The organism is Intestinirhabdus alba (assembly GCF_009711095.1).
GTDB classification, from domain to species: domain Bacteria; phylum Pseudomonadota; class Gammaproteobacteria; order Enterobacterales; family Enterobacteriaceae; genus Intestinirhabdus; species Intestinirhabdus alba.
The window spans coordinates 15,648-40,034 of sequence record NZ_WMJZ01000027.1 but is presented as its reverse complement, the minus strand read 5'-3'; the positions used below and the strand labels follow the sequence as shown (position 1 = coordinate 40,034).

Annotated in this window: 27 protein-coding genes and 2 pseudogenes; 14 read left to right on the top strand and 15 right to left on the bottom strand. The window is 58.4% G+C overall.

Translation table 11 applies throughout. From position 1 onward, the window contains the following. Positions 1–323 precede the first annotated feature (323 nt). Together GJV78_RS17295 and soxR are read right to left on the bottom strand one after the other, a co-directional pair. A pseudogene (locus GJV78_RS17295) lies at positions 324–874 on the bottom strand (glutathione S-transferase). Between the two features lie 148 nt (positions 875–1,022). Then, entirely contained in the window at positions 1,023–1,481 is a 459-nt protein-coding gene (gene soxR, locus GJV78_RS17290; protein WP_155109513.1) for a redox-sensitive transcriptional activator SoxR, read from the bottom strand. A gap of 86 nt (positions 1,482–1,567) precedes the next feature. Between soxR and soxS the strand changes: the two genes are divergently transcribed. Further along, the gene (soxS, locus tag GJV78_RS17285) at positions 1,568–1,891 is read left to right on the top strand and encodes a superoxide response transcriptional regulator SoxS (protein ID WP_012134599.1); all 324 of its coding nucleotides are present in this window, start codon (positions 1,568–1,570) and stop codon (positions 1,889–1,891) included. A 376-nt stretch (positions 1,892–2,267) separates the two neighbouring features. After that, a complete protein-coding gene (locus tag GJV78_RS17280) occupies positions 2,268–2,549 on the top strand; it encodes a YjcB family protein (RefSeq protein ID WP_155109512.1) in 282 nt (93 codons plus the stop codon). Positions 2,550–3,200: 651 nt separating this feature from the next. On the opposite strand, the gene ssb1 is transcribed toward GJV78_RS17280, so the two are convergent. Further along, a complete protein-coding gene (gene ssb1, locus GJV78_RS17275; protein ID WP_155109511.1) occupies positions 3,201–3,737 on the bottom strand; it encodes a single-stranded DNA-binding protein SSB1 in 537 nt (178 codons plus the stop codon). Between the two features lie 381 nt (positions 3,738–4,118). Here ssb1 and uvrA point away from each other — a divergent pair, with 381 nt between their 5' ends. Further along, positions 4,119–6,941 carry an excinuclease ABC subunit UvrA gene (gene uvrA / locus GJV78_RS17270; protein WP_155109510.1) on the top strand — a complete coding sequence of 941 codons (2,823 nt, stop codon included), beginning with the start codon at positions 4,119–4,121 and terminating at the stop codon, positions 6,939–6,941. A 102-nt stretch (positions 6,942–7,043) separates the two neighbouring features. On the opposite strand, the gene GJV78_RS17265 is transcribed toward uvrA, so the two are convergent. The 6 genes from GJV78_RS17265 to dnaB form a co-directional block, all read right to left on the bottom strand. Further along, positions 7,044–7,394: an MmcQ/YjbR family DNA-binding protein gene (locus GJV78_RS17265; RefSeq protein WP_155109509.1), complete on the bottom strand. Its 351-nt coding sequence runs from the start codon at positions 7,392–7,394 to the stop codon at positions 7,044–7,046. After that, positions 7,391–7,813, bottom strand: coding sequence for a secondary thiamine-phosphate synthase enzyme YjbQ (locus tag GJV78_RS17260; RefSeq protein ID WP_155109508.1), 423 nt, complete (start codon positions 7,811–7,813; stop codon positions 7,391–7,393). The genes GJV78_RS17265 and GJV78_RS17260 overlap by 4 nt, the downstream gene beginning before the upstream one ends. A 227-nt stretch (positions 7,814–8,040) precedes the next feature. Then, on the bottom strand, positions 8,041–9,234 hold the full coding sequence (gene tyrB / locus GJV78_RS17255; RefSeq protein ID WP_167519623.1) for an aromatic amino acid transaminase: 1,194 nt from the start codon (positions 9,232–9,234) through the stop codon (positions 8,041–8,043). Positions 9,235–9,342: 108 nt separating this feature from the next. Beyond that, positions 9,343–9,489 carry a hypothetical protein gene (locus tag GJV78_RS23340; RefSeq protein ID WP_155109507.1) on the bottom strand — a complete coding sequence of 49 codons (147 nt, stop codon included), beginning with the start codon at positions 9,487–9,489 and terminating at the stop codon, positions 9,343–9,345. A 22-nt stretch (positions 9,490–9,511) separates the two neighbouring features. Next, positions 9,512–10,591: an alanine racemase gene (alr, locus tag GJV78_RS17245; protein ID WP_155109506.1), complete on the bottom strand. Its 1,080-nt coding sequence runs from the start codon at positions 10,589–10,591 to the stop codon at positions 9,512–9,514. Positions 10,592–10,742: 151 nt separating this feature from the next. After that, positions 10,743–12,158 carry a replicative DNA helicase gene (gene dnaB / locus GJV78_RS17240; protein ID WP_155109505.1) on the bottom strand — a complete coding sequence of 472 codons (1,416 nt, stop codon included), beginning with the start codon at positions 12,156–12,158 and terminating at the stop codon, positions 10,743–10,745. A gap of 65 nt (positions 12,159–12,223) precedes the next feature. Between dnaB and GJV78_RS17235 the strand changes: the two genes are divergently transcribed. Continuing rightward, positions 12,224–13,210, top strand: a complete 987-nt coding sequence (locus tag GJV78_RS17235; protein ID WP_155109504.1) for a quinone oxidoreductase — start codon at positions 12,224–12,226, stop codon at positions 13,208–13,210. Between the two features lie 218 nt (positions 13,211–13,428). On the opposite strand, the gene pspG is transcribed toward GJV78_RS17235, so the two are convergent. Both pspG and dusA read right to left on the bottom strand, forming a co-directional pair. Then, complete coding sequence (gene pspG / locus GJV78_RS17230; RefSeq protein WP_155109503.1) at positions 13,429–13,671, bottom strand: envelope stress response protein PspG; 243 nt, start codon at positions 13,669–13,671, stop codon at positions 13,429–13,431. 134 nt (positions 13,672–13,805) lie between these two features. After that, positions 13,806–14,843 (bottom strand): tRNA dihydrouridine(20/20a) synthase DusA, encoded by a 1,038-nt coding sequence (gene dusA / locus GJV78_RS17225; RefSeq protein WP_155109502.1) that lies wholly within the window; start codon positions 14,841–14,843, stop codon positions 13,806–13,808. A 145-nt stretch (positions 14,844–14,988) separates the two neighbouring features. On the opposite strand from dusA, the pseudogene GJV78_RS17220 reads away from it, so the two are divergent. The 9 genes and pseudogenes from GJV78_RS17220 (at position 14,989) to zur (ending at position 18,598) form a co-directional block, all read left to right on the top strand. Then, positions 14,989–15,999, top strand: a pseudogene (locus GJV78_RS17220) (tyrosine-type recombinase/integrase). 104 nt (positions 16,000–16,103) lie between these two features. Next, complete coding sequence (locus tag GJV78_RS17215; RefSeq protein ID WP_230979173.1) at positions 16,104–16,277, top strand: hypothetical protein; 174 nt, start codon at positions 16,104–16,106, stop codon at positions 16,275–16,277. Continuing rightward, on the top strand, positions 16,277–16,573 hold the full coding sequence (locus GJV78_RS17210) for a hypothetical protein (RefSeq protein ID WP_155109500.1): 297 nt from the start codon (positions 16,277–16,279) through the stop codon (positions 16,571–16,573). The genes GJV78_RS17215 and GJV78_RS17210 overlap by 1 nt, the downstream gene beginning before the upstream one ends. Before the next feature lie 5 nt (positions 16,574–16,578). Then, entirely contained in the window at positions 16,579–16,923 is a 345-nt protein-coding gene (locus GJV78_RS17205) for a type II toxin-antitoxin system RelE/ParE family toxin (protein ID WP_155109499.1), read from the top strand. Between the two features lies 1 nt (position 16,924). Further along, on the top strand, positions 16,925–17,242 hold the full coding sequence (locus GJV78_RS17200; protein WP_155109498.1) for a helix-turn-helix domain-containing protein: 318 nt from the start codon (positions 16,925–16,927) through the stop codon (positions 17,240–17,242). Further along, positions 17,235–17,420 carry a hypothetical protein gene (locus GJV78_RS24160; RefSeq protein WP_209439265.1) on the top strand — a complete coding sequence of 62 codons (186 nt, stop codon included), beginning with the start codon at positions 17,235–17,237 and terminating at the stop codon, positions 17,418–17,420. Before GJV78_RS17200 ends, GJV78_RS24160 begins: the two co-directional genes overlap by 8 nt. 40 nt (positions 17,421–17,460) lie before the next feature. Beyond that, complete coding sequence (locus tag GJV78_RS24155; protein ID WP_209439264.1) at positions 17,461–17,697, top strand: toprim domain-containing protein; 237 nt, start codon at positions 17,461–17,463, stop codon at positions 17,695–17,697. Positions 17,698–17,799: 102 nt separating this feature from the next. After that, complete coding sequence (locus tag GJV78_RS24150) at positions 17,800–17,964, top strand: hypothetical protein (protein ID WP_407929063.1); 165 nt, start codon at positions 17,800–17,802, stop codon at positions 17,962–17,964. A 118-nt stretch (positions 17,965–18,082) separates the two neighbouring features. After that, positions 18,083–18,598 (top strand): zinc uptake transcriptional repressor Zur, encoded by a 516-nt coding sequence (zur, locus tag GJV78_RS17185; protein ID WP_155109497.1) that lies wholly within the window; start codon positions 18,083–18,085, stop codon positions 18,596–18,598. 54 nt (positions 18,599–18,652) lie between these two features. On the opposite strand, the gene GJV78_RS17180 is transcribed toward zur, so the two are convergent. The 4 genes from GJV78_RS17180 to GJV78_RS17165 all read right to left on the bottom strand — a co-directional run bounded on the left by GJV78_RS17180 (position 18,653) and on the right by GJV78_RS17165 (position 21,683). Then, entirely contained in the window at positions 18,653–18,862 is a 210-nt protein-coding gene (locus tag GJV78_RS17180) for a CsbD family protein (RefSeq protein ID WP_155109529.1), read from the bottom strand. Between the two features lie 137 nt (positions 18,863–18,999). Then, positions 19,000–20,319: an MATE family efflux transporter DinF gene (gene dinF / locus GJV78_RS17175; RefSeq protein ID WP_155109496.1), complete on the bottom strand. Its 1,320-nt coding sequence runs from the start codon at positions 20,317–20,319 to the stop codon at positions 19,000–19,002. A 277-nt stretch (positions 20,320–20,596) separates the two neighbouring features. Beyond that, positions 20,597–21,205: a transcriptional repressor LexA gene (lexA, locus tag GJV78_RS17170; RefSeq protein WP_155109495.1), complete on the bottom strand. Its 609-nt coding sequence runs from the start codon at positions 21,203–21,205 to the stop codon at positions 20,597–20,599. Positions 21,206–21,314: 109 nt separating this feature from the next. Further along, entirely contained in the window at positions 21,315–21,683 is a 369-nt protein-coding gene (locus GJV78_RS17165; protein ID WP_155109494.1) for a diacylglycerol kinase, read from the bottom strand. 167 nt (positions 21,684–21,850) lie between these two features. On the opposite strand from GJV78_RS17165, the gene plsB reads away from it, so the two are divergent. After that, positions 21,851–24,271: a glycerol-3-phosphate 1-O-acyltransferase PlsB gene (gene plsB / locus GJV78_RS17160; RefSeq protein WP_155109493.1), complete on the top strand. Its 2,421-nt coding sequence runs from the start codon at positions 21,851–21,853 to the stop codon at positions 24,269–24,271. Positions 24,272–24,387: the final 116 nt, after the last annotated feature.

Below are 24,387 nucleotides of genomic sequence, written 5' to 3'. Positions count from 1 at the left end.
TGGACACTCCACTGCCAGCGAAACGTCATCTTCCTGAGCCAGGTCTGCAGCAAAAGGGGCACCGCAAAAAAGCAAACGTTTAGCTCCGCGCATAGCAAACGGGTGTAAAAAAAAGCAAACGATTATCCGGCGATTCTCAGGGGATTTTCAACATAACTTTGCCGCTTTTTACGCTTTTTCTGCCTTAACGGCGAGAAAATCACCGGCAGAAGCGCAAACGTTACCGCATGGAGCCGCTTCGGCAGCGCCGCCTGTCGTTCGTGACGCAAAAAACAGTAGCCGCCGGGGATCTCAAACGGGCCGCCCTGCTGCACGGTGCGCTGTCAGGCCGGGCGAATCTCCACCCGCTTTTTCCATGCGCGAATGTGGCTGACGTCGTCAATGCCTCCCTGCGAAAGCAGGGCAAACGGCGGAAAGCTCATCTGAATATCGGCCATGCCAGGCTGTGTTCCTTAACCGGGCGTGGCGTCGACGCAGTGCCAGAAGCACGTAATCAAGACGCAGGACGTAGTTGAACGACGTTCAAGCCCGACAACCCAGGCTACATTAACAGCAGCGACACCGGCGACTCCTCGGCGTAGCGCAGCCAGAATCGATACTCGCGCCGTCCCGCCGCGCTGGCAGGCCTGAGCCACCCGTCGGCATCGTAGGTTTCCTGCAGATACTCAAGGATGGCACCAGATTCCGCAAAAATGGCACCGTCATCCTCCACCACCGACGATTTACCCGGCAGATGCACCTTTTTCAGCGCGGGCGGTGCCAGCATGTTTTCTTCTCGCTGACAGGGAACGATCCGGTAAGGCAGCGACAGCGCCTCCAGCGCCAGGAGGATGCGCTGAGAGCGGGACTGATTCAGGTAATGCCCCGTCAGCATGGGGTTCTCCCGTTGTTTTCCTCCGTTAACGCCAGGAAATAGCGCCCGGAGAGGAAGGGATTTCACCATCAGAGACCGATCTGCACCACCGGCGTATGGCTGATGCAGGAACGCCGGCCTCTGTAACTGTCGCTATTATGCCTCCCGTTTAGTCATCCTCCAGCAGCCGCGCCCCCGTTCCCTGTGCGCCGAGCCGATCGCCAGGGTTGCGCAAAGGGCAGTCGCTGCGCGACAGGCAGCCGCAGCCGATACAGGTATCCAGCTCATCGCGCAGCACGACGAGGGTATTAATCCGCCGGTCCAGCTCTTCGCGCCAGCGGGAGGAGAGCATCGCCCACTCCTTCGCGCTGAGGGTATGCCCTTCCGGCAGCACGCTGAACGCTTCGCCGATGGTCGCCAGCGGGATGCCAATGCGCTGGGCAATTTTGATAATCGCCACATAGCGCAGCACATCTCGCTTATATCGCCGCTGATTGCCGCCGTTACGGATGCTGGTGATCAGCCCCTTACTTTCATAGAAATGCAGTGCCGATACCGCCACGCCGCTGCGTCGGGCCACTTCTCCCGGCGTCAGCAGGGGCTTGATACGGGGTAATTTATTTTCCATAAACCTCTTTACCTCAAGTTAACTTGAGGAATTATACTCGCTCTCAGACAAAACGACGAATCGAACACACAGAAAGAGGCAGCAGTATGTCCCATCAGCAAATTATTCAGACCCTTATTGAATGGATTGATGAACATATCGATCAACCGCTGAACATTGATGTGGTCGCTAAGAAATCCGGTTATTCCAAGTGGTATTTACAGCGGATGTTCCGCACGGTGATGCACCAGACGCTGGGCGATTACATTCGCCAGCGGCGGCTGCTGCTGGCCGCCGTGGAACTACGCACCACCGAGCGCCCCATCTTCGACATCGCCATGGATTTAGGCTACGTCTCGCAGCAGACTTTTTCGCGCGTCTTCCGCCGCGAATTTGACCGCACGCCCAGCGATTATCGTCATCGCCTGTAGCTCCTCCGCCCGCCCGGCATCCCCGGCGCGGGCAGCCTTTTCAGGCGACAGACGCCCTGAGATTGAATTTATCGACGCCGCTCTCCTCCCTTATTCCCGCTCTGCCGGAAAAACTGACGGTTCACTTCGCACCGCCCACGGCTTATCCGCATTGCTCTCGCAGCGCTTCGCTATGCCTCTCGCTTAAAAAACGTTAAAAAAGTGCCTAAAAAAGAGGCGACAGACTGGTGAACAATCGGTCAAATGTGATATAGTTCACAAAATTTTTTGAAACAAAACGATGTTTCATTTAAATGTTGCTGTCAATGTCCACCGATAGCCAGAGTATCAATGCCGCGCTGTCCAGGGCGTCTGCAACCTTCAGAGGAAATGTTTCATGGCTACCTTAACCACCGGCGTGGTTCTTCTGCGCTGGCAACTGCTGAGTGCTGTACTTATGTTTTTAGCCAGCACGCTGAATATCCGTTTTCGCAAATCAGACTACATCGGGCTGGCGGTAATCAGCAGCGGCCTGGGGCTGGCGGCGGCCTGCTGGTTCGCCACCGGCCTGCTCGGTATCACCCTGGTGGATATGTCCGCCATCTGGAACAATATTGAAGCGGTGATGGTGGACGTCATGAGCCAGACTCCCCCCGAGTGGCCGATAGTTCTGACCTGAGGCTGTCCTGAAGGCCGTCGCTTTTGCAGATCTTCCTTTCCCTGTATCTCAAAAGCGACGGGTAATATAAGTAGCTCAACGGCCCGGAGTCTTAGCCGCTCACGGCCAGACGAGCCATAGACGATCGGTTCCGCCGCAACGCGCCAGAAAGAGTGTATCCGGAGATCCTCGTCGGGCTGCCGGAGGCGCTGGCATCTTCCGCCGGCCAATAAAACGCTGCGGCGTATGGACCAGAGGCCCGACGGACTGAGCGCCAGGATCGAATAAAACCAACGCACATGCAACTTGAAGTATGACGGGTATAGAGATTCAGATGGTGTGCTGTTCAAAACGCGCTGCGTTTTGTCCTGCAACTCGAATTATTTAGGGATAAATATTGATAAGGCTCCTGAATAACCGTGAGTCAACGGCATCCCGCAACCCACTATGAACTATGATTCAACCAATCAGGCTTAACCCTGTGGGAATTGCAATGGCTGGCGCAAAGTAGGTTATTCCCCGCAACCAGCCTTTTCCTGACATGCTACGCCCCCTCTTTCGAGGTTCAACCCCATTACTGGGTAAGGATAAGCCAGGCTTGCAACAGGCGCTTTAACCGCCCGCGGCTAACGCAATAAATCAGGCTAACCGCCTGATTTACCAATAGCGCACTTAGAACGGAATATCGTCGTCGAAGTCCATCGGCGGTTCGTTAGAGGGCGCTGCCGGGGCGGACTGCTGCGGACGAGGCTGCGCGCCGCCGCTGAACTGGCTGCCACCCTGCGGCTGCTGCGGTTGCTGAGGCTGGCCCCAGCCGCCCTGCTGCTGACCACCCGCCGGCGCGTTACCACCCTGCTGACGACCACCCAGCATCTGCATCACGCCGCCAATTTGCGGAACGTTGATCTCGGTCGTATAGCGATCCTGGCCGCTCTGATCGGTCCATTTGCGGGTACGCAGCTGGCCTTCAATATAAACCTGAGAGCCTTTACGCAGATATTCACCGGCCACTTCCGCCAGCTTGCCGAACATCACCACGCGGTGCCATTCGGTCTGCTCTTTCATTTCGCCGGTTTGCTTGTCACGCCAGGACTCTGAAGTTGCCAGCGTTAAGTTAGCGACCGCGCCGCCACTCGGCATATAGCGTACTTCCGGGTCCTGACCCAGATTACCTACGAGAATAACCTTGTTTACGCCTCTGCTGGCCATAATCGAGTCTCCTGAAAAACGTTTCTGTATAAGAGCAACCCATTAGGCGCACGGTTTGAACGCGGACAACGCGCAGCAACCGGAGCGTACACAGAAGTACGCGAGGGCTGCGGATACTGCCCGGATTCAAAATGGCAAGTAAAATGGCCTAATGGGCCAGGCTCTAAGTGTAAACGCGCGATTGTAGCATTACCAGCGGCGCTTTTACCACGATGTGACGCGGTTTGCGCGAAACCGCTTCAACCGCGCATTGTTGCACAACGGCCTGCGGTTTGCATTCCAATACTGTATATTCATTCAGGATTTATTGTGTCATAATTAACCGTTTACTCGCCTGCAGCACCCTGCGGCCAGGCAAAGCGTTTCAATCGGGAAAGGTGAATGGATAAGATCGAAGTTCGGGGCGCCCGCACCCATAATCTCAAAAACATCAACCTCGTTATCCCACGCGACAAACTGATTGTCGTGACCGGGCTTTCGGGTTCTGGCAAATCCTCGCTCGCTTTTGACACCCTGTATGCCGAAGGTCAGCGTCGCTACGTTGAATCCCTTTCCGCCTACGCGCGCCAGTTTCTGTCGCTGATGGAAAAACCGGACGTCGACCACATTGAGGGGCTGTCGCCCGCCATCTCGATTGAGCAGAAGTCGACCTCCCACAACCCGCGTTCGACGGTCGGCACCATCACTGAAATTCATGACTACCTGCGCCTGCTGTTCGCCCGCGTCGGCGAGCCGCGCTGCCCCGATCACGACGTCCCGCTGGCGGCGCAGACCGTCAGCCAGATGGTAGATAACGTGCTGTCACAGCCGGAGGGCAATCGCCTGATGCTGCTGGCACCGGTGATTAAAGAGCGCAAAGGCGAACACACTAAAACGCTGGAGAACCTGGCAGGCCAGGGCTATATCCGCGCCCGCATTGACGGCGAGGTCTGCGATCTGTCCGATCCGCCGAAGCTTGAGCTGCAAAAGAAACACACCATCGAGGTGGTGATCGATCGCTTTAAGGTGCGCGAGGATCTCAGCACGCGGCTGGCGGAATCTTTCGAAACCGCGCTGGAGCTTTCCGGCGGCTCGGCGATCGTTGCCGATATGGACGATCCGCAGGCGGAAGAGCTGCTCTTCTCCGCCAACTTCGCCTGCCCGATCTGCGGCTACAGTATGCGCGAGCTGGAGCCTCGGCTGTTTTCATTCAACAACCCGGCGGGTGCCTGCCCGACCTGCGACGGCCTCGGCGTTCAGCAGTATTTCGATCCCGATCGGGTGATTCAGAATCCGGAGCTGTCGCTGGCCGGCGGCGCGATCCGCGGCTGGGATCGGCGTAACTTTTACTATTTTCAGATGCTGAAGTCGCTGGCGGAGCACTATAAGTTCGACGTGGAAGCCCCCTGGTCAAGCCTGAGCGCGAACGTGCATAAGGTGGTGCTGTACGGCTCCGGCAAAGAGAACATTGAGTTCAAATACATGAACGATCGCGGCGACACCTCGGTGCGTCGTCATCCGTTTGAGGGCGTGCTGCACAACATGGAGCGCCGCTATAAAGAGACGGAGTCCAGCGCCGTACGCGAGGATCTGGCGAAGTTTATCAGCAACCGCCCCTGCGCCACCTGTGATGGCACTCGCCTTAAGCGCGAGGCGCGCCATGTGTTCGTCGAAAATACGGCACTGCCGACCATTTCCGACATGAGCATCGGCCATGCGATGGATTTCTTCAACAACCTGAAGCTCGCCGGCCAGCGGGCGAAGATCGCGGAAAAAATTCTGCTTGAGATTGGCGATCGCCTGAAGTTCCTCGTCAACGTCGGCCTGAACTACCTGACGCTCTCCCGCTCGGCAGAGACGCTCTCCGGCGGCGAAGCCCAGCGCATCCGCCTCGCCAGCCAGATCGGTGCCGGGCTGGTGGGCGTGATGTACGTGCTTGACGAACCCTCCATTGGCCTGCACCAGCGCGATAACGAGCGCCTGCTGGGCACGCTTATTCACCTGCGCGATCTGGGGAACACGGTCATCGTGGTGGAGCACGACGAAGACGCTATTCGCGCCGCCGACCACGTTATCGACATCGGTCCGGGGGCGGGCGTACACGGCGGCGAGGTGGTAGCCGAAGGGCCGCTGGAGGCGATTATGGCGGTGCCGGAGTCGCTGACCGGCCAGTACATGAGCGGCAAGCGCCGGATCGAAGTACCGAAACAGCGCGTCCCCGCTAACCCTGAAAAGGTACTGAAGCTGACCGGGGCGCGCGGCAACAATCTGAAGGACGTCACCCTGACGCTGCCGGTTGGTCTGTTTACCTGCATCACCGGCGTCTCTGGTTCGGGCAAATCAACGCTAATTAACGATACCCTGTTCCCCATCGCCCAGCGCCAGCTCAACGGCGCGACCATCGCCGAACCGGCACCCTATCGCGACGTGCAGGGGCTGGAACATTTCGACAAGGTTATCGACATCGATCAAAGCCCCATTGGCCGCACGCCGCGCTCTAACCCCGCCACTTATACCGGCGTCTTTACGCCGGTGCGCGAGCTGTTTGCCGGGGTGCCGGAGGCGCGCTCGCGCGGCTACACGCCGGGCCGCTTCAGCTTTAACGTGCGCGGCGGGCGCTGCGAAGCCTGCCAGGGCGACGGCGTAATCAAAGTCGAGATGCACTTCCTGCCGGATATCTATGTTCCCTGCGATCAGTGTAAAGGCAAGCGCTATAACCGCGAGACGCTGGAAATTAAGTACAAAGGCAAGACCATCCACGAAGTGCTGGATATGACCATTGAGGAGGCGCGCGAGTTTTTTGACGCCGTGCCGGCGCTGGCGCGCAAGCTGCAGACCCTGATGGACGTCGGACTGACCTATATCCGTCTCGGCCAGTCGGCGACGACCCTCTCCGGCGGCGAGGCCCAGCGCGTGAAGCTGGCGCGCGAGCTGTCGAAACGCGGCACCGGACAAACGCTGTATATTCTCGACGAACCGACCACCGGTCTGCACTTCGCCGATATCCAGCTGCTGCTGAAGGTGCTGCACCAGTTGCGCGATCAGGGCAATACTATCGTAGTGATTGAACACAACCTCGACGTCATTAAAACGGCGGACTGGATTGTCGATCTCGGCCCGGAAGGCGGCAGCGGCGGTGGGGAAATTCTTGTTTCCGGCACGCCGGAAACCGTCGCAGAGTGTAAAGCGTCGCATACCGCCCGCTTCCTGAAGCCGATGCTGTAAAGGCCCGGCTCTGTAAGAGCTACCCGCGGTCGTGCTGCAATTAGCCCTTCCGCACCGGATGCCTCCAGAGCGCGCCAGAAATGCGCGCTCTGGGGATAGCGTCTACTCCAGCCGCCTGCGTTTCTCTTCCGGCAGGGTGTTCACCGCCAGCTGCCATGAGGCGTCCACCAGGTAGTAGATTTGCGAATCCGGCAGCGATCCGTCCAGATAAACCGTGCTCCAGTAGGCTTTATTCAGATAGCGGCTGGGGCGCACGTCGCTGTGCTGCTGGCGCAGCAGCTCCGCCAGCTCCGGGCTGGTTTTCAGGGCAACCGCCGGGCGTTCGTCCAGCTCCTTCACCATGGCAAAGAGCACATCTTCCACCTTAATCTGCGTCGCTTTCCAGTCGCCGTGCACGCTCTGCTCGGCACCGGCTTTCGCCATGCAGTATTGTAGCAACTCCGAATTCGTCATCTCTGTTCCCCCTGTAGCGTGGCGATAATCTGCCGCGAGCCGCCGTGGTTACGATGCTCTCCGAGCCAGATACCCTGCCAGGTTCCCAGACATAATCGCCCTTTGCCGATCGGCAGCAGCAGCGAGACGCCCAGCAAGGAGGACTTAATATGCGAAGGCATGTCGTCTGCCCCCTCATAATCATGTTCATAGGACCCACTATCGGGTACGGCCTGCAGGAAAAAGCGCGCCATATCGCGGCGTACCGACGGATCGCAGTTCTCATTCAGCGTCAGAGAGGCGGAAGTATGCTGCAGCAGCAGATGAAGCAGCCCCGCTTCGACGCGAGGCATAGCGGAAAGCTGCCCGAGTATTTCGTCAGTGACCAGATGAAAGCCGCGCGGCTTTGCGCTCAGCGTAAGGATCTGCTGATACCACATCTGCTGCTCCTGGTTGAATGCGTGTTTCGTTAAGTTTGCAGCAAGTCCGTAAAAGGTAAAAGGCGGCAGCCTGATTTTGTGCTGCTTTTCAACAAAAGCCGCAGGCGGCGTCTTTAGGCTGGGCTGAATTTGCGCAACCGAAACCCAGTGAACGGACGCCGGTTCAGCGAGCGTCGCGGGGTGGGTGCCCGGCCAGCGCGCCCCTTACGGAGCGGGCTGGCCGCCGCTTACATTACCGCAGCAAACGCCTGCGCCACGCGCTGGACGTTGCCCAGGTTTAGCCCGGCCACGCACATACGCCCGCTGGCGAGCAGATAAATGCCAAACTCATCGCGCAGCCGGTCGACCTGAGCGGCGCTCAGGCCGGTATAGCTGAACATACCGCGCTGAAGCAGCAGGTAGTCAAAGTTACGCGCCGGGATTTCGGCATTCAGTACCTCAACCAGCGCCTGACGCATCGTCTGAATCCGGATACGCATCGCCTCAACTTCCGCCAGCCAGGTGGCCTTCAGCGCCGGGTCACCGAGCACTGCCGCCACCAGCTGCGCGCCGTAGTTTGGCGGGCTGGAATAGATACGACGCACCGCGGCTTTCATCTGACCCAGCACGCGCCCGGCGGTTGCGGCATCTTCGCACACCACCGACAGCCCGCCGACCCGCTCGCCGTACAGAGAGAAGATTTTCGAAAACGAGTTGCTGATGAGCGCGGGCAGCCCGGCGCTGGCAATCGCGCGGATGGCATAAGCGTCATCCTCCATACCCGCCCCGAAGCCCTGGTAGGCGATATCGAGGAACGGGATCAGCTCACGCGCCTTCAGGATCTCAATCACCGCGTCCCACTGCGCGTGGGTCAGATCCGCGCCGGTCGGATTATGGCAGCAGGGATGAAGCAGCACGATACTGCGCGGCGGCAGAGTGCTGAGGGTGGCCAGTAGATCGTTTACCCGCACGCCGTTGGTCGCGGCGTCGTACCAGGGGTAAGTGCTTACTTCAAAACCGGCCCCCTGGAAAATCGCCACGTGGTTTTCCCAGGTGGGATCGCTGACCCACACCCCGGAATCCGGAAAATAGCGCTTCAGAAAGTCAGCCCCGATCTTCAGCGCGCCAGAGCCGCCCAGCGTCTGAATTGTGGCAACCCGCTGCTGGCGAAGAAGCGGATGATCGTCACCAAACAGCAGCGGCGCAATGGCCTGACGGTAAGTATTCAGCCCCTCCATCGGCAGATACAGCGACGCGCCGCGCGCGGCGGCGTTAAGCCGGGATTGCGCTTCCGCAACGGCCTTAAGCTGCGGAACAATGCCCTCTTCGTTGTAATAGAGACCGATACTGAGATTTACTTTGTCGCTGCGCGGATCGTCTTTGAATCGCTCCATTAGCGAAAGAATGGGGTCGCCAGCGTAGGCGTCAACTTTTTGAAACACGCGGTGGTTCTCCAGATTTACAGACAGGAACAGAAAACACAATAAACCGGAAGCGGATGAAAATCGAGCGCTTGTTTGCGCCGGGCTGACGCCCCGATGGTGGAGAATTTACATAACGCTTACGGATAGCGGAAGGTGAATGCGCAGAAAGGAAGCGCCGCCGGACGTCATAGCGCGCCCGACCTCCGGGGAGGTACACAGGGGGAACAGCGCATCGTGGTGGCCCTTCAGCCAGCGCAGGCCAGACGGCGGCATATTCCTTCTGCGAAACGGGGCGTTACTCCACGTATTGCATCGCCACTCTTGACGTCAGGCGGGTGATGAGTTCGTAAGCGCTTACTTTTGTTATTTCAGCGATGCGCTCTACCGGCAGTCCGTCACCCCATAGAATGACCGGATCGCCGGTGTTATCCTGCGCGCCGGGGCCTAAATCGACGCAAATCATATCCATCGCCACCCGGCCAACGATCGGCACCTCGCGGCCATTCACCAGCACCGGCGTGCCGGAGGGTGCCGCGCGCGGGTAGCCGTCACCGTAGCCCATCGCCACCACGCCAAGGCGGGTATCACGGTCGCTGATCCACGTCCCGCCGTAGCCCACCGGCTCGCCGGCCTTGTGTTCACGCACGGCGATCAGGCTGGAGGTCAGCGACATTACCGGACGGCAGCCAAAGTCGGCCCCCGTGGAGCCGCCATCCAGCGGCGAGACGCCATAAAGAATAATCCCCGGCCGCGCCCAGTCGAAATGCGACTGCGGCCACAGCAGAATGCCGCCGGAGGCGGCGATAGAGCGCAGCCCCGGCTTGCCTTCACAAAAAGCGTTGAACACGGCAAGCTGCTTTCCGGTTGCGTCGCACTCCGGCTCGTCGGCGCGGGCAAAGTGGCTGATGATATTGACCGGCTGACGCACGTTCTTACAGCGGGTCAGACGCTGATAAAATTCCCCGGCCTCTTCAGGACGCACGCCCAGCCGATGCATACCGGTATCCAGCTTCATCCATACGGTAACCGGCTCCTCCAGGCTGGCCGCTTCCAGCGCCGCCAGCTGCTCCTGATTATGCACGGCGGTGTGCAGACGCTGGGCGGCGATAATCGCCAGATCGGCGGCTTCAAAAAAGCCCTCCAGCAGCAGAACGGGCTGCAAGATGCCGCCCGCCCGCAGGCGCAGGGCCTCTTCAAGACGCGCGACGCCAAAAGCGTCCGCATCGGAGAGCGTTCGCGCGCTCTCCAGGAGGCCGTGTCCATATGCGTTCGCTTTCACCACCGCAATCAGCCTGCTGGCAGGTGCCAGTTCTCGCAGACGTTGCAGATTGTGTCGCAGAGCGCGGCGATTAATCACGACTGTTGCCGCTTGCATTTGAATTCCTTGAATTATTTTTCTCAAATTTGGCGTTATTGTTGCAGCGAGTTTGGGTGCGGCCAGCGCGCAGCCACCGGAGCGTACTGAAGTACGTGAGGATGGCGAGCACTGCCCAATCCCAAAATCGCAAATAAAATAGCCAAATTATTTATTCGTCGTCGTACTGCGGGCCGGCATAGTTATCAAAGCGCGACCATTGTCCGTTAAAGGTCAGCCTAACCGTGCCGATAGGGCCGTTACGCTGCTTACCAATGATGATTTCCGCAATGCCCTTCAGATCGCTGTTTTCGTGATACACCTCATCACGATAGATAAACATAATCAAGTCGGCGTCCTGCTCGATAGAGCCGGACTCACGCAGGTCGGAGTTTACCGGGCGCTTATCGGCGCGCTGCTCCAGCGAGCGGTTAAGCTGCGACAGCGCCACCACCGGCACGCTAAGCTCTTTGGCCAGCGCCTTTAGCGAGCGGGATATTTCAGCGATCTCCAGCGTACGGTTATCGGTCAGAGAGGGCACGCGCATCAGCTGCAGGTAGTCGATCATGATCAGACCGATGCCGCCGTGCTCGCGGGCGATGCGGCGGGCGCGGGAGCGCACCTCCGTCGGCGTCAGACCGGAGGAGTCATCGATATAGATGTTACGTTTTTCCAGCAGAATTCCCATGGTGCCGGAGATGCGCGCCCAGTCCTCATCGTCCAACTGGCCGGTACGAATGCGCGTCTGATCCACCCGCGACAGCGACGCCAGAGAACGCATCATAATCTGCTCGGAGGGCATCTCAAGGCTGAAAACCAGCACCGGCTTATCCTGTAGCATCGCCGCGTTCTCGACAAGGTTCATCGCAAAGGTGGTTTTCCCCATCGAGGGGCGCGCCGCAACAATAATCAGATCCGAAGGCTGCAGGCCAGCGGTTTTTTTGTTCAGATCGTCATAGCCCGTGTTAACGCCGGTGACGCCGTCGTGGGGCTGCTGGAAAAGCTGCTCAATACGCGCCACGGTGGCGTCGAGCACCTCGGCGATATTTTTCGGCCCCTCGTCCTTATTGGCCCGGCTTTCGGCAATTTTGAACACCCGCGATTCGGCGAGGTCGAGCAGATCTTCGCTGGTGCGCCCCTGCGGATCGAAGCCGGCTTCGGCAATCTCGTTGGCAACGGAGATCATCTCGCGCACCACGGCGCGTTCCCGCACGATGTCGGCATAGGCGCTAATGTTCGCCGCGCTGGGGGTGTTTTTCGACAGCTCCGCCAGATAGGCGAACCCGCCGACGCTGTCCAGCTGCCCCTGGCGCTCCAGCGACTCCGCCAGCGTAATCAGGTCAATCGGGCTACCGCCCTCCTGCAGCCGCCCCATCTCCGTAAAGATGTGCCGGTGCGGACGGGTATAAAAATCATCCGCCACCACCCGCTCGGCGACGTCGTCCCAGCGTTCGTTATCCAGCATTAAACCGCCCAACACCGACTGTTCCGCTTCAATCGAGTGCGGCGGCACTTTCAGCCCGGCAACCTGCGGATCGCGGTCACGGACGTCAGTCTGTTGTTTGTTGAAGGGTTTATTTCCTGCCATAGTGAATGGGGTTACCGAGATAATGATTGGGTCGAAAGATTACCACATTTCTTTCTGGAGGAAGCATGGCTACACGAATTGAATTTCATCGGCACGGCGGCCCTGAAGTGCTGCAGGCGATAGACTTCACGCCGGCCGATCCGGCAGAGAATGAGATCCAGGTTGAGAACAAAGCGATCGGCCTTAACTATATCGACACCTATATCCGCAATGGACTTTACCCGCCTCCCGCGCTGCCCAGCGGACTGGGAACAGAGGCGGCGGGCGTCGTAAGCCGGGTTGGCCGCGGCGTTACCCATATCAAAGCCGGGGACCGGGTGGTCTATGCCCAGTCCGCTCTGGGGGCCTATAGCTCAGTGCATAACGTCCCGGCCGATAAGGCGGCGATTTTACCTGCCGCCATCTCTTTTGAGCAGGCCGCCGCCTCCTTTCTGAAAGGGCTGACGGTCTTTTATCTGCTGCGCAAAACTTATGAAATTCAGCCCGACGAGCCGTTCCTGTTTCATGCGGCCGCGGGCGGCGTCGGGCTGATCGCCTGCCAGTGGGCGAAGGCGCTGGGAGCGAAGCTGATCGGCACCGTCGGCAGCGCGCAAAAGGCGCAGCGGGCGCTGGATGCCGGGGCCTGGCAGGTGATTAACTACCGCGAGGAGAGCATCGCTGAGCGCGTAAAGGCGATAACCGGCGGGAAAAAGGTGCGGGTGGTTTATGACTCCGTAGGCAAAGACACCTGGGAGGCCTCGCTGGACTGCCTGCAGCGGCGTGGCCTGATGGTCAGCTTCGGCAATGCTTCTGGGCCGGTGACCGGGGTGAATTTAGGCATTCTGAACCAGAAAGGTTCGCTGTACGTCACGCGCCCTTCCCTGCAGGGCTACGTCACCAACCGGGACGAGCTGACCGAAGCCAGCAACGAGCTGTTTTCGCTAATTGCCAGCGGCGTAATTAAGGTAGAGGTGCCCGAAAGCCAGAAGTTTGCGCTGCAGGACGCCCGCCGCGCGCATGAGACGCTGGAGAGCCGGCAGACTCAGGGATCGAGCCTGTTAATTCCCTCCTGAGCCTGAAGCGCTTTATTCGACGGCCGGGGTAGGCGCTACGCCTTTCTGCCCGCCACGCCTCAGCGGCGTGCGCAGGGCTATACGTTGATGTGAGCGCCTGAAAAACACACGGCGACGCGCTAAAACGCCCCGCGCTTTGTCATCTGTTCAGGAGAGCGCCGCGGCTTTTTATGATTCACCGGCAGGCAGAGTAAGTGCCTGAGCGTTCGACAGTGGCCCTAATAACGCCAGCGGCTATCCCGCTGATATTTTACTATTTTTGGCTTTTTCAGCGCCTTAATCACCCACGCGACAACGACCGCCAGCAGCAGCCAGGGCAGCAGCTTGAACATCAGGGCCACCATACCGCCCAGAAACATCACTGCGGTTGCCACAACCAGCGCCAACAAAATTCTCAACAGCGACACGCCGGTCACGGTGAGCATGACAAAAAAACCCAGTACGAAAAGAAGCTCCAGCATTGTATTCTCCCGGAAAAGGACGCCTTGCCGGGAGTCTTACAAAAAACGTGCCAGAATTAATATATTAATTTTAAAACAAAAACATGACGAATCGGCGCGGCGTGTGGCGTAATTGACCAGGTTTTAGCGAAACGTTAACGCTTATCCGCCACCCGCTTCAGCGCCTCTTCCAGCACCTTGATATCGGCCCCGGCCTTGTGCGCATTTTCACTCAGATAGCGACGCCACTGGCGCGCGCCCGGAATCCCCTGGAACAGGCCGAGCATATGTCGGGTAATGTGCCCAAGATATGTTCCCCGGCTAAGTTCGCCTTCTATATAGGGGTACATCGCCCGCACCACGGCAACCGGATCGGCACCGGCGCTCGCCGTACCGAAGATTTCGCGGTCAACGGCGGCCAGCATTCCCGGATTCTGATAGGCCTCGCGCCCCACCATCACCCCGTCCATATGCTGCAGATGCGCTTTCGCTTCCTCCAGCGATCTGATGCCGCCGTTGATCGACATCGTCAGATGCGAAAAATCGCGCTTCAGCTGGTATACGCGCGGATAGTCCAGCGGCGGTATTTCCCGGTTTTCCTTTGGACTTAGCCCTGAAAGCCAGGCCTTGCGCGCGTGGATAATAAACGCCTCACAGCCGCCGCTGACGGAAACGGTCTCGATAAAATCGCAGAGAAAGGCGTAGCTGTCCCGATCGTCAATGCCAATACGGGTTTTGACGGTGACCGGAATCGACACCGCATCACGCATGGCCTTCACGCACTCCGCCACCAGCGGGGCGTTGCCCATCAGACAGGCACCAAACATGCCGTTCTGGACGCGGTCCGACGGGCAGCCGACGTTAAGGTTGATCTCGTCATAGCCGCGCTCTTCCGCCAGCTTCGCGCACTGCGCAAGCTGAGACGGATCGCTGCCGCCAAGCTGCAGGGCCACCGGATGCTCTTCCTCGCTATAGGCCAGATAATCGCCTTTGCCGTGAACGATCGCCCCGGTCGTGACCATTTCGGTGTAGAGCAGGGTCTGGCGGGACAGCAGGCGCAAAAAATAGCGGCAATGTCTGTCGGTCCAGTCGAGCATCGGGGCGACGGAGAAACGGTGGGCGGGGTATAGGGCTGATTTCTCAGGTATCACGCTGGTCTGTGATGCGTTTTGCGGTTCTTTATTTTGCTGCATGTTTAAACTTTTAGCGAATTTTGGCAGTCCCGACCCCCTGACGGCCCCGGGTGAATGGGTGTCAACGGAAGCGAATGAAATGGAATAGGGCCTACTATAGCATAGAGAAACGCCCGTGCTGGTGGCTCATTGAGGTCTCGTCGGCATCAGGGAAAAAGGTAAGTATATCTACCGGGAAAACCAGACGTTTGGAAAACTGGCGTTAGCCAAGACATGAGGAGCCAGGCGTGTTGCCGAACCGGAAGAAAATGGCCCTCCCAAGAGACGATGATGCCAGTAAAATCACCGTAGGTGAGTTAATAAAGCGCTACATTAGCGATCCTAACCTCGGCGGCAAAGCTGGTCGTACTAAACGTTACGTACTGGATATGCTGGTCAACTGCCACATCGCCGGTATCATCCTGTCTGAACTCTCCACTGCACATGTTATTGAACATTGCTGCCACCGGAACGGTGCTGGCGCAGGCCCTGCTACTGTCAGCCACGATGTCAGCTACCTTTCCTCCGTTCTGGCTACCGCCAGGCCCGTTTATGATATCAACTACAGTGGAAATCCAGCTTATGAAGCGCACCCACGACTCATTGAAATGGGGCTTATCGGCAAATCCCAACGCCGCAGCCGCAGACCCATTAACGATGAACTGGACAGAATGCTCGCCGGATTGCGTAAACGTAGTGAACACCGCGAGGCTAAAATCCCTTATGGTGACATTCTGAACTTCTCTATTTTGAGCTGTATGCGGATCGGGAAGGTTTGCAAACTGCGTTGGGAAGATATCGACGAACAACAGCACGCTGTTCTCGCCCGCGACCGTAAAGATCCGCGCAAAAAAACGGGCAACCATATGCTGGTTCCTCTGCTGGGAGAAGCGTGGGAAATAGTACAGCGTCAGCCAAAAACCGATGAACTCATATTCCCCTATAATTCCCGCTCGGTTACCGCAGGCTTCCAGCGTGTGCGTAATGCGCTGGGTATTCAGGATTTACGTTACCACGATATGCGACGAGAAGGGGCCAGTCGGCTATTTGAGGCCAGCTTCAGCATTGAGGAAGTCGCACAGGTTACCGGCCAGTGCTCAGGCAGGTATACACCGAACTTTTCCCCAAAACCCTGCATAACAAATTCACTACGCTGCACAAAAAAACGAAAAAGTAGATCGCTACGCTGGCCAGCAACAGCGCAAATAGCATTACACCATGACCATTCAGACCACCAGATCCCGCCCAATGACAGACTCCGTACGACTCATCAGGGACGCAATGACTAAAGCCAGCCTCCGCAGTACATGGCCGCTGCGCGATCTGGCCGACTACGCTGACGTGGAGATGGTTAACGCGGAATTTATTGTGACGCAGATGGAACTGGCCGGTTACATGAAGAAAACCCACTGGGGCCACTATATGTTGACCCCTACCGGCATGAAGGCGGCATAATGAACAACATCAACGCCAGACTGGAAACACTGCGGACCACACAAGCTGCTCTGCGCGAAGCCTTTTACGACTTCCAGGACGCCCTGTTGGATCGGGCCGATGGCACGGAGTACCATCACGATGTAAAAGACCTGCTGGAAGAAGCGGAAAAGCATATGGACAGGCTGGAACGTAGCACTGAATGGACCGCCATCTACATGAATTTATTCAATATATTCCCCATCCCGCTTGACTATACATTGACCATTAGCCATGTTAAATCATACCCATATAGGTATAATTTAACGCATGGATAACGCGGATGAAGCCACTATATTGGGTTGGTAGCAGCAAGAAAGACCTCCAGTCATTGCCCGAAGATGTACAGGATATTTTCGGCTATGCCCTGCATTTGGCACAGGCAGGCGGTAAGCATCCTCAGACCAAGCCACTGAAGGGGTTTGGTGGAGCTGGCGTACTTGAGGTGGTAGAAGACTTTCTCGGTGATACTTATCGCGCAGTGTATACCGTTAAGTTCGGTGATGCCGTTTATGTTTTGCACGTATTCCAGAAAAAGTCTTCATCGGGAATTGCCACGCCGAAGCCCGATATGGACAAAATACGCGAACGGCTGAAAGCCGCAGAAAGCCATGCCAAAGGAGCATAATATGAGCCATGATATTGAAGTCAGCAGCGGCAACGTTTATGCCGACATTGGCAGAGACGATGCCGAAGAAATGCTGGTAAAAGCCCAGCTTGCCACCATTATTGGCAACATCATTAAAAGCCGTCGCCTGACGCAGGAACAAGCAGCAAAACTGCTGGGGATGACGCAACCCAAACTGTCCAATATGCTACGTGGACAGTTCCGGGGCATCAGCGAAGCCAAAATGCTGGAATGTCTGACCCGCTTAGGGCGCGATGTGCAGATCGTGGTAGGAAAACCGCGCCGGACACCGGGCAGCCTGAAAGTGGTGTTTGCCTGATAACCGGGGCTGTTATCGTCAGGAGAACTATTACGACGCGCGGCGCGATATCGGCTCAACCACGGTGCGTTTTCAGTTAGCTGACAGCGTATGGTGGGAACGGATCATCGACCGCCCGCAGCGCTTCGGCGATCGCAAAGCCAATTTCCACGGTGCTTATAGCTGGCTATGGTGGTAACTGCCGGCGCTAAAGCTGGAAGAACAGCAGGAAATATGGCTTGGTTGAAGGCATTTTTGACGCCATCGCACTACACCACCACAGCATCGCCGCCGTTTCCCTGATGACCTGCAACAACTACCCGGCACAGGCGTTAAGCCAACTGGCCGCACAGTTCACAGATAAAAAGCGTCCCCTGCCGATCTGGGCGCTGGATAACGATAAAGCGGGGATGAGCACAAGAGTTTCCCGTTTCTGGAAATCGTTGGCGAACCGGGCAGCGGTAAAACCACGCTAATAGAATTCCTCTGGAAGCTGTTGGGTCGCCGCGACGATGAAGGCTTTGACCCGTCTAAATCGACGCTGGCCGCCCGCGCGCAACTTCGCACAGGTGGCGAACATGCCGGTGGTGCTGATTGAAGGCGATCGCAATCAGGAAGGGGCGAAACAGCGTGGATTCGACTGGGAAGATCTGAAAACCGCCTATAACGGGCGATCAGTGCGGACGCAATCTCTCAGGGCGCTGGCCGGTTGGTGTTTATCAAGATCACGTCGCCCTTTCTGACGTCGCCGGATATGCGCAGAAAAACCGCCTGCAGCAGGCCCTTCTTCCGCGATCTCGGCGTTTTTGGCAGAACATGGTAAAGTGGCCTCTTTCCTATTCCACGCAATCCGGGGACCAGATGGCAAAAACCACCACGTCAGAGCTTTTAGCGCAAGCTGAAAAACTCTGCGCGCAACGCAATGTGCGGTTAACCCCACAGCGCCTTGAAGTGCTGCGCCTGATGAGCCTGCAGGAAGGCGCGATCAGCGCCTACGATCTGCTCGACCTGCTGCGGGAGGCCGAGCCGCAGGCCAAGCCGCCCACGGTTTACCGCGCCCTCGACTTTCTGCTGGAGCAGGGGTTTGTGCATAAGGTGGAATCGACCAACAGCTATGTGTTGTGCCATCTTTTCGATCAGCCAACCCATACCTCGGCAATGTTTATCTGCGATCGCTGCGGGTCGGTAAAGGAAGAGAGCGCCGGCGGCGTGGAGGATATTCTGCACGGGCTGGCGGCCAGAATGGGGTTTGCTCTGCGGCATAACGTGATAGAAGCGCACGGGCTTTGCCCCAGGTGCGTGGAAGTAGAAACGTGTCGCCATCCAGGAAGATGCCAGCACGACCACAGCATTCAGATAAAGAAAAAGCCGCGCTAGACGAGCGCGGCGGCGGGCGGCAGTACATCCCTGTATCCGCAGCGGAAGAGAGGCTTACCAGCGGTAGTCGTTACGGGTTTCCCAGTCGCCGACCTCTTTCTCCGCCCGATCTTTCTGATAACCGTAGCGCTCCTGGATTTTACCCACCAGCTGATCGCGTTTGCCTTCGATGACCGTCATATCATCGTCGGTCAGTTTGCCCCACTGCTCTTTCACTTTACCTTTGAATTGTTTCCAGTTACCACCGGCTTCGTCTTTATTCATCATAAAGTCCTCTTCGTTAGGCTGTGAACAGCGATAAGATCTCGTCCGGTTTCGCTATCTTTTCTGCCGGACGTAGGGTTAAGTGTAGACAGTGATTCCGCATTCACGCTGTTATTCAGAATATTTAACCGTTTCGTTCAGGAAAACCAGCTGCCGTTGCGCCAGTGGCGACGCCAGATCCACGCCAGGGAAAGCCCGCGCAGCGCCATGAAAACGACCAGCGCCAGCCAGAGTCCATGGTTGCCCAGCAGCGGCAGGGTGAGAGCGGTCAGCGCAAACCCGGCGGCAGCGACCGCCATACCGTTACGCATTTCCGCCGCGCGGGTGGCACCAATAAACATACCGTCCAGCAGATAGCACCAGACCCCCACCAGCGGCAGAATCACCTGCCAGATAAGATAACGCTCCGCCAACCGCTGGATCTCCGGCAGCGAGGTGAGTAGCGCCACAATTTGTCCTCCCGCCAGCGCATAGGTCAGGGAAAAGAGCAGCGCCACCAGCCCCGCCTGACGGCAGGCCGCCCGCCAGGCGTCCAGCAGCTGGCCCTCGTCCCGCGCACCGTAGGCCTGGCCGGAGTGCGCCTCCACGGCGTAAGCGAAACCGTCCAGCGCATAGGCGGTAAAGGTCAGCAGCGTCATCAGCACGGCGTTTACCGCGATGATATCGCCTCCCAGCCGGGCACCGAGCACGGTTAAAGCGCCAAAGCAGAGCTGTAGCAGCAGCGAACGCAGCATAATATCGCGGTTAAGCGCCAGCAGGCGGCGAAATTGCCCCCGCCAGGCCTGCCTGAGCATTCCGGAAGACACGCCGCGCAGGCGCAGAACCTTGCGCACCATCAGCAGCCCAATAAAAAAGGTAACCAATTCGGCCACCACCGTCGCCAGCGCGGCCCCCTGCACATTCATCTGCAGCCCGATGACCAGCCACAGGTCGAGCAGGATATTAAGAAGGTTGCCAACCACCAGCAGAATCACCGGCGCGCGGGCGTACTGTACGCCCAGCAGCCAGCCGAGCAGCACCAGATTAGCCAGCGACGCGGGGGCGCTTAGCCAGCGTATTTCAAGAAAGCGCCTGGCCTGCTCCAGCACCGCCTCACCGCCACCGACGATATGCAGAGCGAGGTCGATAAGCGGCGTGCGCAGCAGCACAATGAGAATACCCGCCCCCAGCGCCAGCATCAGCGGCTGAACCAGCGCCCGCGCCAGCGCCTGGGGGTCCTGCGCGCCAAACGCCTGCGCCGTCAGGCCGGTGGTGCTCATGCGTAAAAACAGCAGCAGCATAAAAAGAAAGCTGGTCGCCGTAGCGCCAACCGCCACGCCGCCCAGATAGACGGGGCTGTCGAGGTGGCCGATCGCCGCCGTATCCACCAGCCCCAGCAGGGGAACGCTGATGTTAGAGAAGATCATCGGCAGGGCGAGACGCCAGAGCGCTCTGTCGGAATGGGTAAAAAACGGCATGTGGTAAAGCCCGAGCGGGAATAAAAAACAAACGGTAGCGCAGGGCGTGCTACCGTACAAGCGGCAAGAGCATAAAGGAACGGAAAGGGGCGATGCGCCCTCCCTAAGCGGGTGATGCCGCGAGACAGCCTGGCTTACTTTGCTGATTTCTCAGCCGAAAGGATCTCTACGCGCCGTGTCGCGCGGCCACGTGCCGCGTTTTCAGCTGCCGGACCGCAGCCCGGCACCATGCAGGCCCGGTAGACTTACCCGGCCAGGGGAGAACCACAGCCGGGAATTACAGCCACTCGCCGTTACGAATAACGCCAACCGCCAGCCCTTCAACGGAGAAGCTCTGCGCTCGCAGATCCACCACAATAGGTTTGAACTCGCTGTTTTCCGGCAGCAGTTCAACCTTGTTGCCCTGCTTTTTCAGGCGCTTGACCGTAACTTCATCATCAATGCGCGCCACCACCACCTGGCCGTTGCGCACGTCCTGGGTTTTGTGAACCGCCAGCAGATCGCCGTCCATGATGCCGATATCCTTCATCGACATTCCGCTGACGCGCAGCAGGAAGTCGGCGCTCGGTTTGAACAACGACGGATCGACCTGGTAATGGCCTTCAATATGCTGCTGCGCCAGCAGCGGCTCGCCGGCGGCCACGCGCCCTACCAGCGGCAGCCCTTCCTCTTCTTCATGCAGCAGCCGAATGCCGCGCGAAGCGCCGGAGACAATCTCGATCACGCCTTTGCGCGCCAGCGCCTTCAGATGCTCTTCGGCCGCGTTCGGAGAACGGAACCCCAAACGCTGCGCTATCTCCGCGCGGGTCGGTGGCATACCTGTCTGGCTGATGTGATCCCGGATAAGATCAAACACCTCTTGTTGCCTGGCCGTTAACGCTTTCATTCCGCCCCCTGGGTGTATATACAGTTATGCTGTGAGTATATACAGCTAAAGGTGATTTTGAAACCATAAACTACGTCCGGAGCGGAAGTTTTACCAGGTTATGGAATCCCTAGCGAAAATGGGCCGTCAGCAGGAGGCCCCAGGTAATCAGCGCGACGATAATAGAGAGCAGCACCGCCGCCGACCCCATGTCCTTCGCGCGGCCGGACAGCTCGTGGTAGTCCGATCCGATCCTGTCGACCACCGCCTCAATGGCGCTGTTAAGAATTTCCACGATCATCACCAGCATAACTGAACCAATCAGCAACACGCGGGTGATGGCGTCCACGTCCAGCCAACAGGCGATGGCCACGCCGATCAGCACGGCGATACTCTCCTGACGAAACGCCGCCTCGTTGATCCACGCGGCGCGGAAACCTTTCCAGGAGTAGCCTGCCGCCTTAACGATCCGGGTGAATCCGGTGGTATTATTGGCCATCAAAAGAACCTTTTTGCATTATTAACGTCAATGACATTATCACGGTAACCCGCAGGAAGCGGGTCACCGCCACGCGGCGCAGGTTGACGGGGACACCAGAAATTCAGCACACTTTCTGATACCCTTGCTGCGCATTCGCATTATTAACCAGAGGCTTTACATCGTTTATGTCCGGCTGGCCACGAATTTACTATAAATTACTGAATTTACCATTAAACATATTGGTAAAAAGCAAGTCCATTCCGGCAGATCCCGCACCAGAACTGGGGCTGGATACCTCCCGTCCCATTATGTACGTTTTACCGTACAACTCAAAAGCGGATCTGCTGACCCTGCGCGCCCAGTGCCTGGCGCACGATCTGCCCGATCCGCTGGATCCGCTGGAGATCGACGGCGCGCTGCTGCCGCGCTACGTGTTCATTCACGGCGGACCGCGCGTGTTCACCTACTACACGCCGAAGGAAGAGTCCGTCAAGCTGTTCCACAACTATCTCGATCTGCACCGAAGCAATCCCGATCTCGACGTGCAGATGGTGCCGGTATCGGTGATGTTTGGCCGTGCGCCGGGCCGGGAAAAAGGCGAGGTTAACCCGCCGCTGCGTATGCTGAACGGCATTCAAAAATTCTTCGCCGTCTCCTGGCTCGGCCGCGACAGCTTTGTCCGCTTCTCGCCGTCCGTCTCTCTGCGCCGGATGGCCGATGAGCACGGCACGGACAAAATCATCGCGCAAAAGCTGACGCGCGTGGCGCGAATGCACTTTGCCCGCCAGCGTCTGGCGGCGGTAGGCCCGCGCCTGCCCGCCCGCCAGGATCTGTTCAACAAGCTGCTGGCGTCGAAGGCCATCGCCAGGGCGGTAGAGGAAGAGGCGCGCAGCAAAAAGATTTCCCATGAGAAGGCGCAGCAGAACGCCGTCGCCCTGATGGAGGAGATTGCCGCCAACTTCTCATACGAGATGATCCGCCTGACCGACCGCATCCTCGGCTTCACCTGGAACCGGCTCTACCAGGGGATTAACGTTCATAACGCCGAGCCGGTGCGCCAGCTGGCCCACGACGGACATGAAATTGTCTACGTGCCCTGCCACCGCAGCCATATGGACTATCTCCTGCTCTCCTATGTGCTTTACCATCAGGGGCTGGTGCCGCCGCACATCGCCGCGGGCATTAACCTGAACTTCTGGCCCGCCGGGCCGATTTTCCGCCGCCTGGGCGCATTTTTTATTCGCCGCACCTTTAAGGGCAATAAACTTTACTCCACCGTATTTCGCGAATACCTGGGCGAGCTGTTCAGCCGGGGCTATTCGATTGAGTACTTCGTGGAGGGGGGGCGTTCGCGCACCGGCCGCCTGCTCGATCCGAAAACCGGCACCCTGTCGATGACCATCCAGGCCATGCTGCGCGGCGGGTCGCGCCCGATTACGCTGGTGCCGATCTACATCGGCTACGAGCACGTTATGGAAGTCGGCACCTACGCCAAAGAGCTGCGCGGGGCGCGCAAAGAGAACGAAAGCCTGCCGCAGATGCTGCGCGGCCTGAGCAAACTGCGCAATCTGGGCCAGGGCTACGTTAACTTCGGCGAACCGATGCCGCTGATGACTTACCTGAACCAGCACGTGCCGGAGTGGCGCGAGTCCATCGACCCGATTGAGGCGGTGCGCCCGGCCTGGCTGACGCCGACGGTAAACAGCATCGCCGCCGAGCTGATGGTGCGTATCAACAACGCCGGTGCCGCCAACGCCATGAACCTGTGCTGCACGGCGCTGCTGGCTTCCCGCCAGCGTTCCCTGACCCGCGAACAGCTTACCGAGCAGCTTGACTGCTATCTGGATCTGATGCGCAACGTGCCCTACTCCCCGGACTCAACGGTGCCTTCGGTCAGCGCCAGCGCGCTTATCGACCACGCGCTGCAGATGAACAAGTTCGAGGTGGAGAAGGACACCATTGGCGACATCATTATCCTGCCGCGCGAGCAGGCGGTGCTGATGACCTATTATCGTAACAACATCGCCCATCTGCTGCTGCTGCCATCGCTGATGGCGGCGATCGTCACCCAGCACCGCAGCATCGCCCGGGCGGCGCTGCTGCAGCATGTGGAAACGCTCTGGCCGATGCTGAAGGCGGAGCTGTTCCTGCGCTGGGAGCGCGACGAGCTGGCGGCAGTACTGGACGCGCTGGCCGCCGAGATGCAGCGCCAGGGGCTGATTACCGTTCAGGACGACGAGCTGCACATCAACCCGGCGCGCTCGCGCACCCTGCAGCTGCTGGCGGCCGGCGCGCGCGAAATCCTGCAGCGCTACGCCATTACCTTCTGGCTGCTGAGCGCCAACCCGTCGATCAACCGCGGCACCCTGGAAAAAGAGAGCCGCACCGTAGCCCAGCGCCTGTCAGTCCTGCACGGCATCAACGCGCCGGAGTTCTTTGATAAAGCGGTGTTCAGCTCCCTGGTGCTGACCCTGCGCGACGAGGGCTACATCAGCGATACGGGCGACGCAGAGTCGGACGAAACCATGCGGGTCTACAAGATGCTGGCCGAGCTGATCACCCCGGACGTGCGCTTAACCATTGAGAGCGCGACCCAGGGCGGCTAAAGGCGGTGTCTTATCCGTAAGCCCGACGGGCCGGCGGGGTGCAGATCGGTCCCGACCCGTTTGCACGCCGCAGACAAGGAGATCCTTCGTCAGAGGCAGCCTGGAACGGTGTAAAT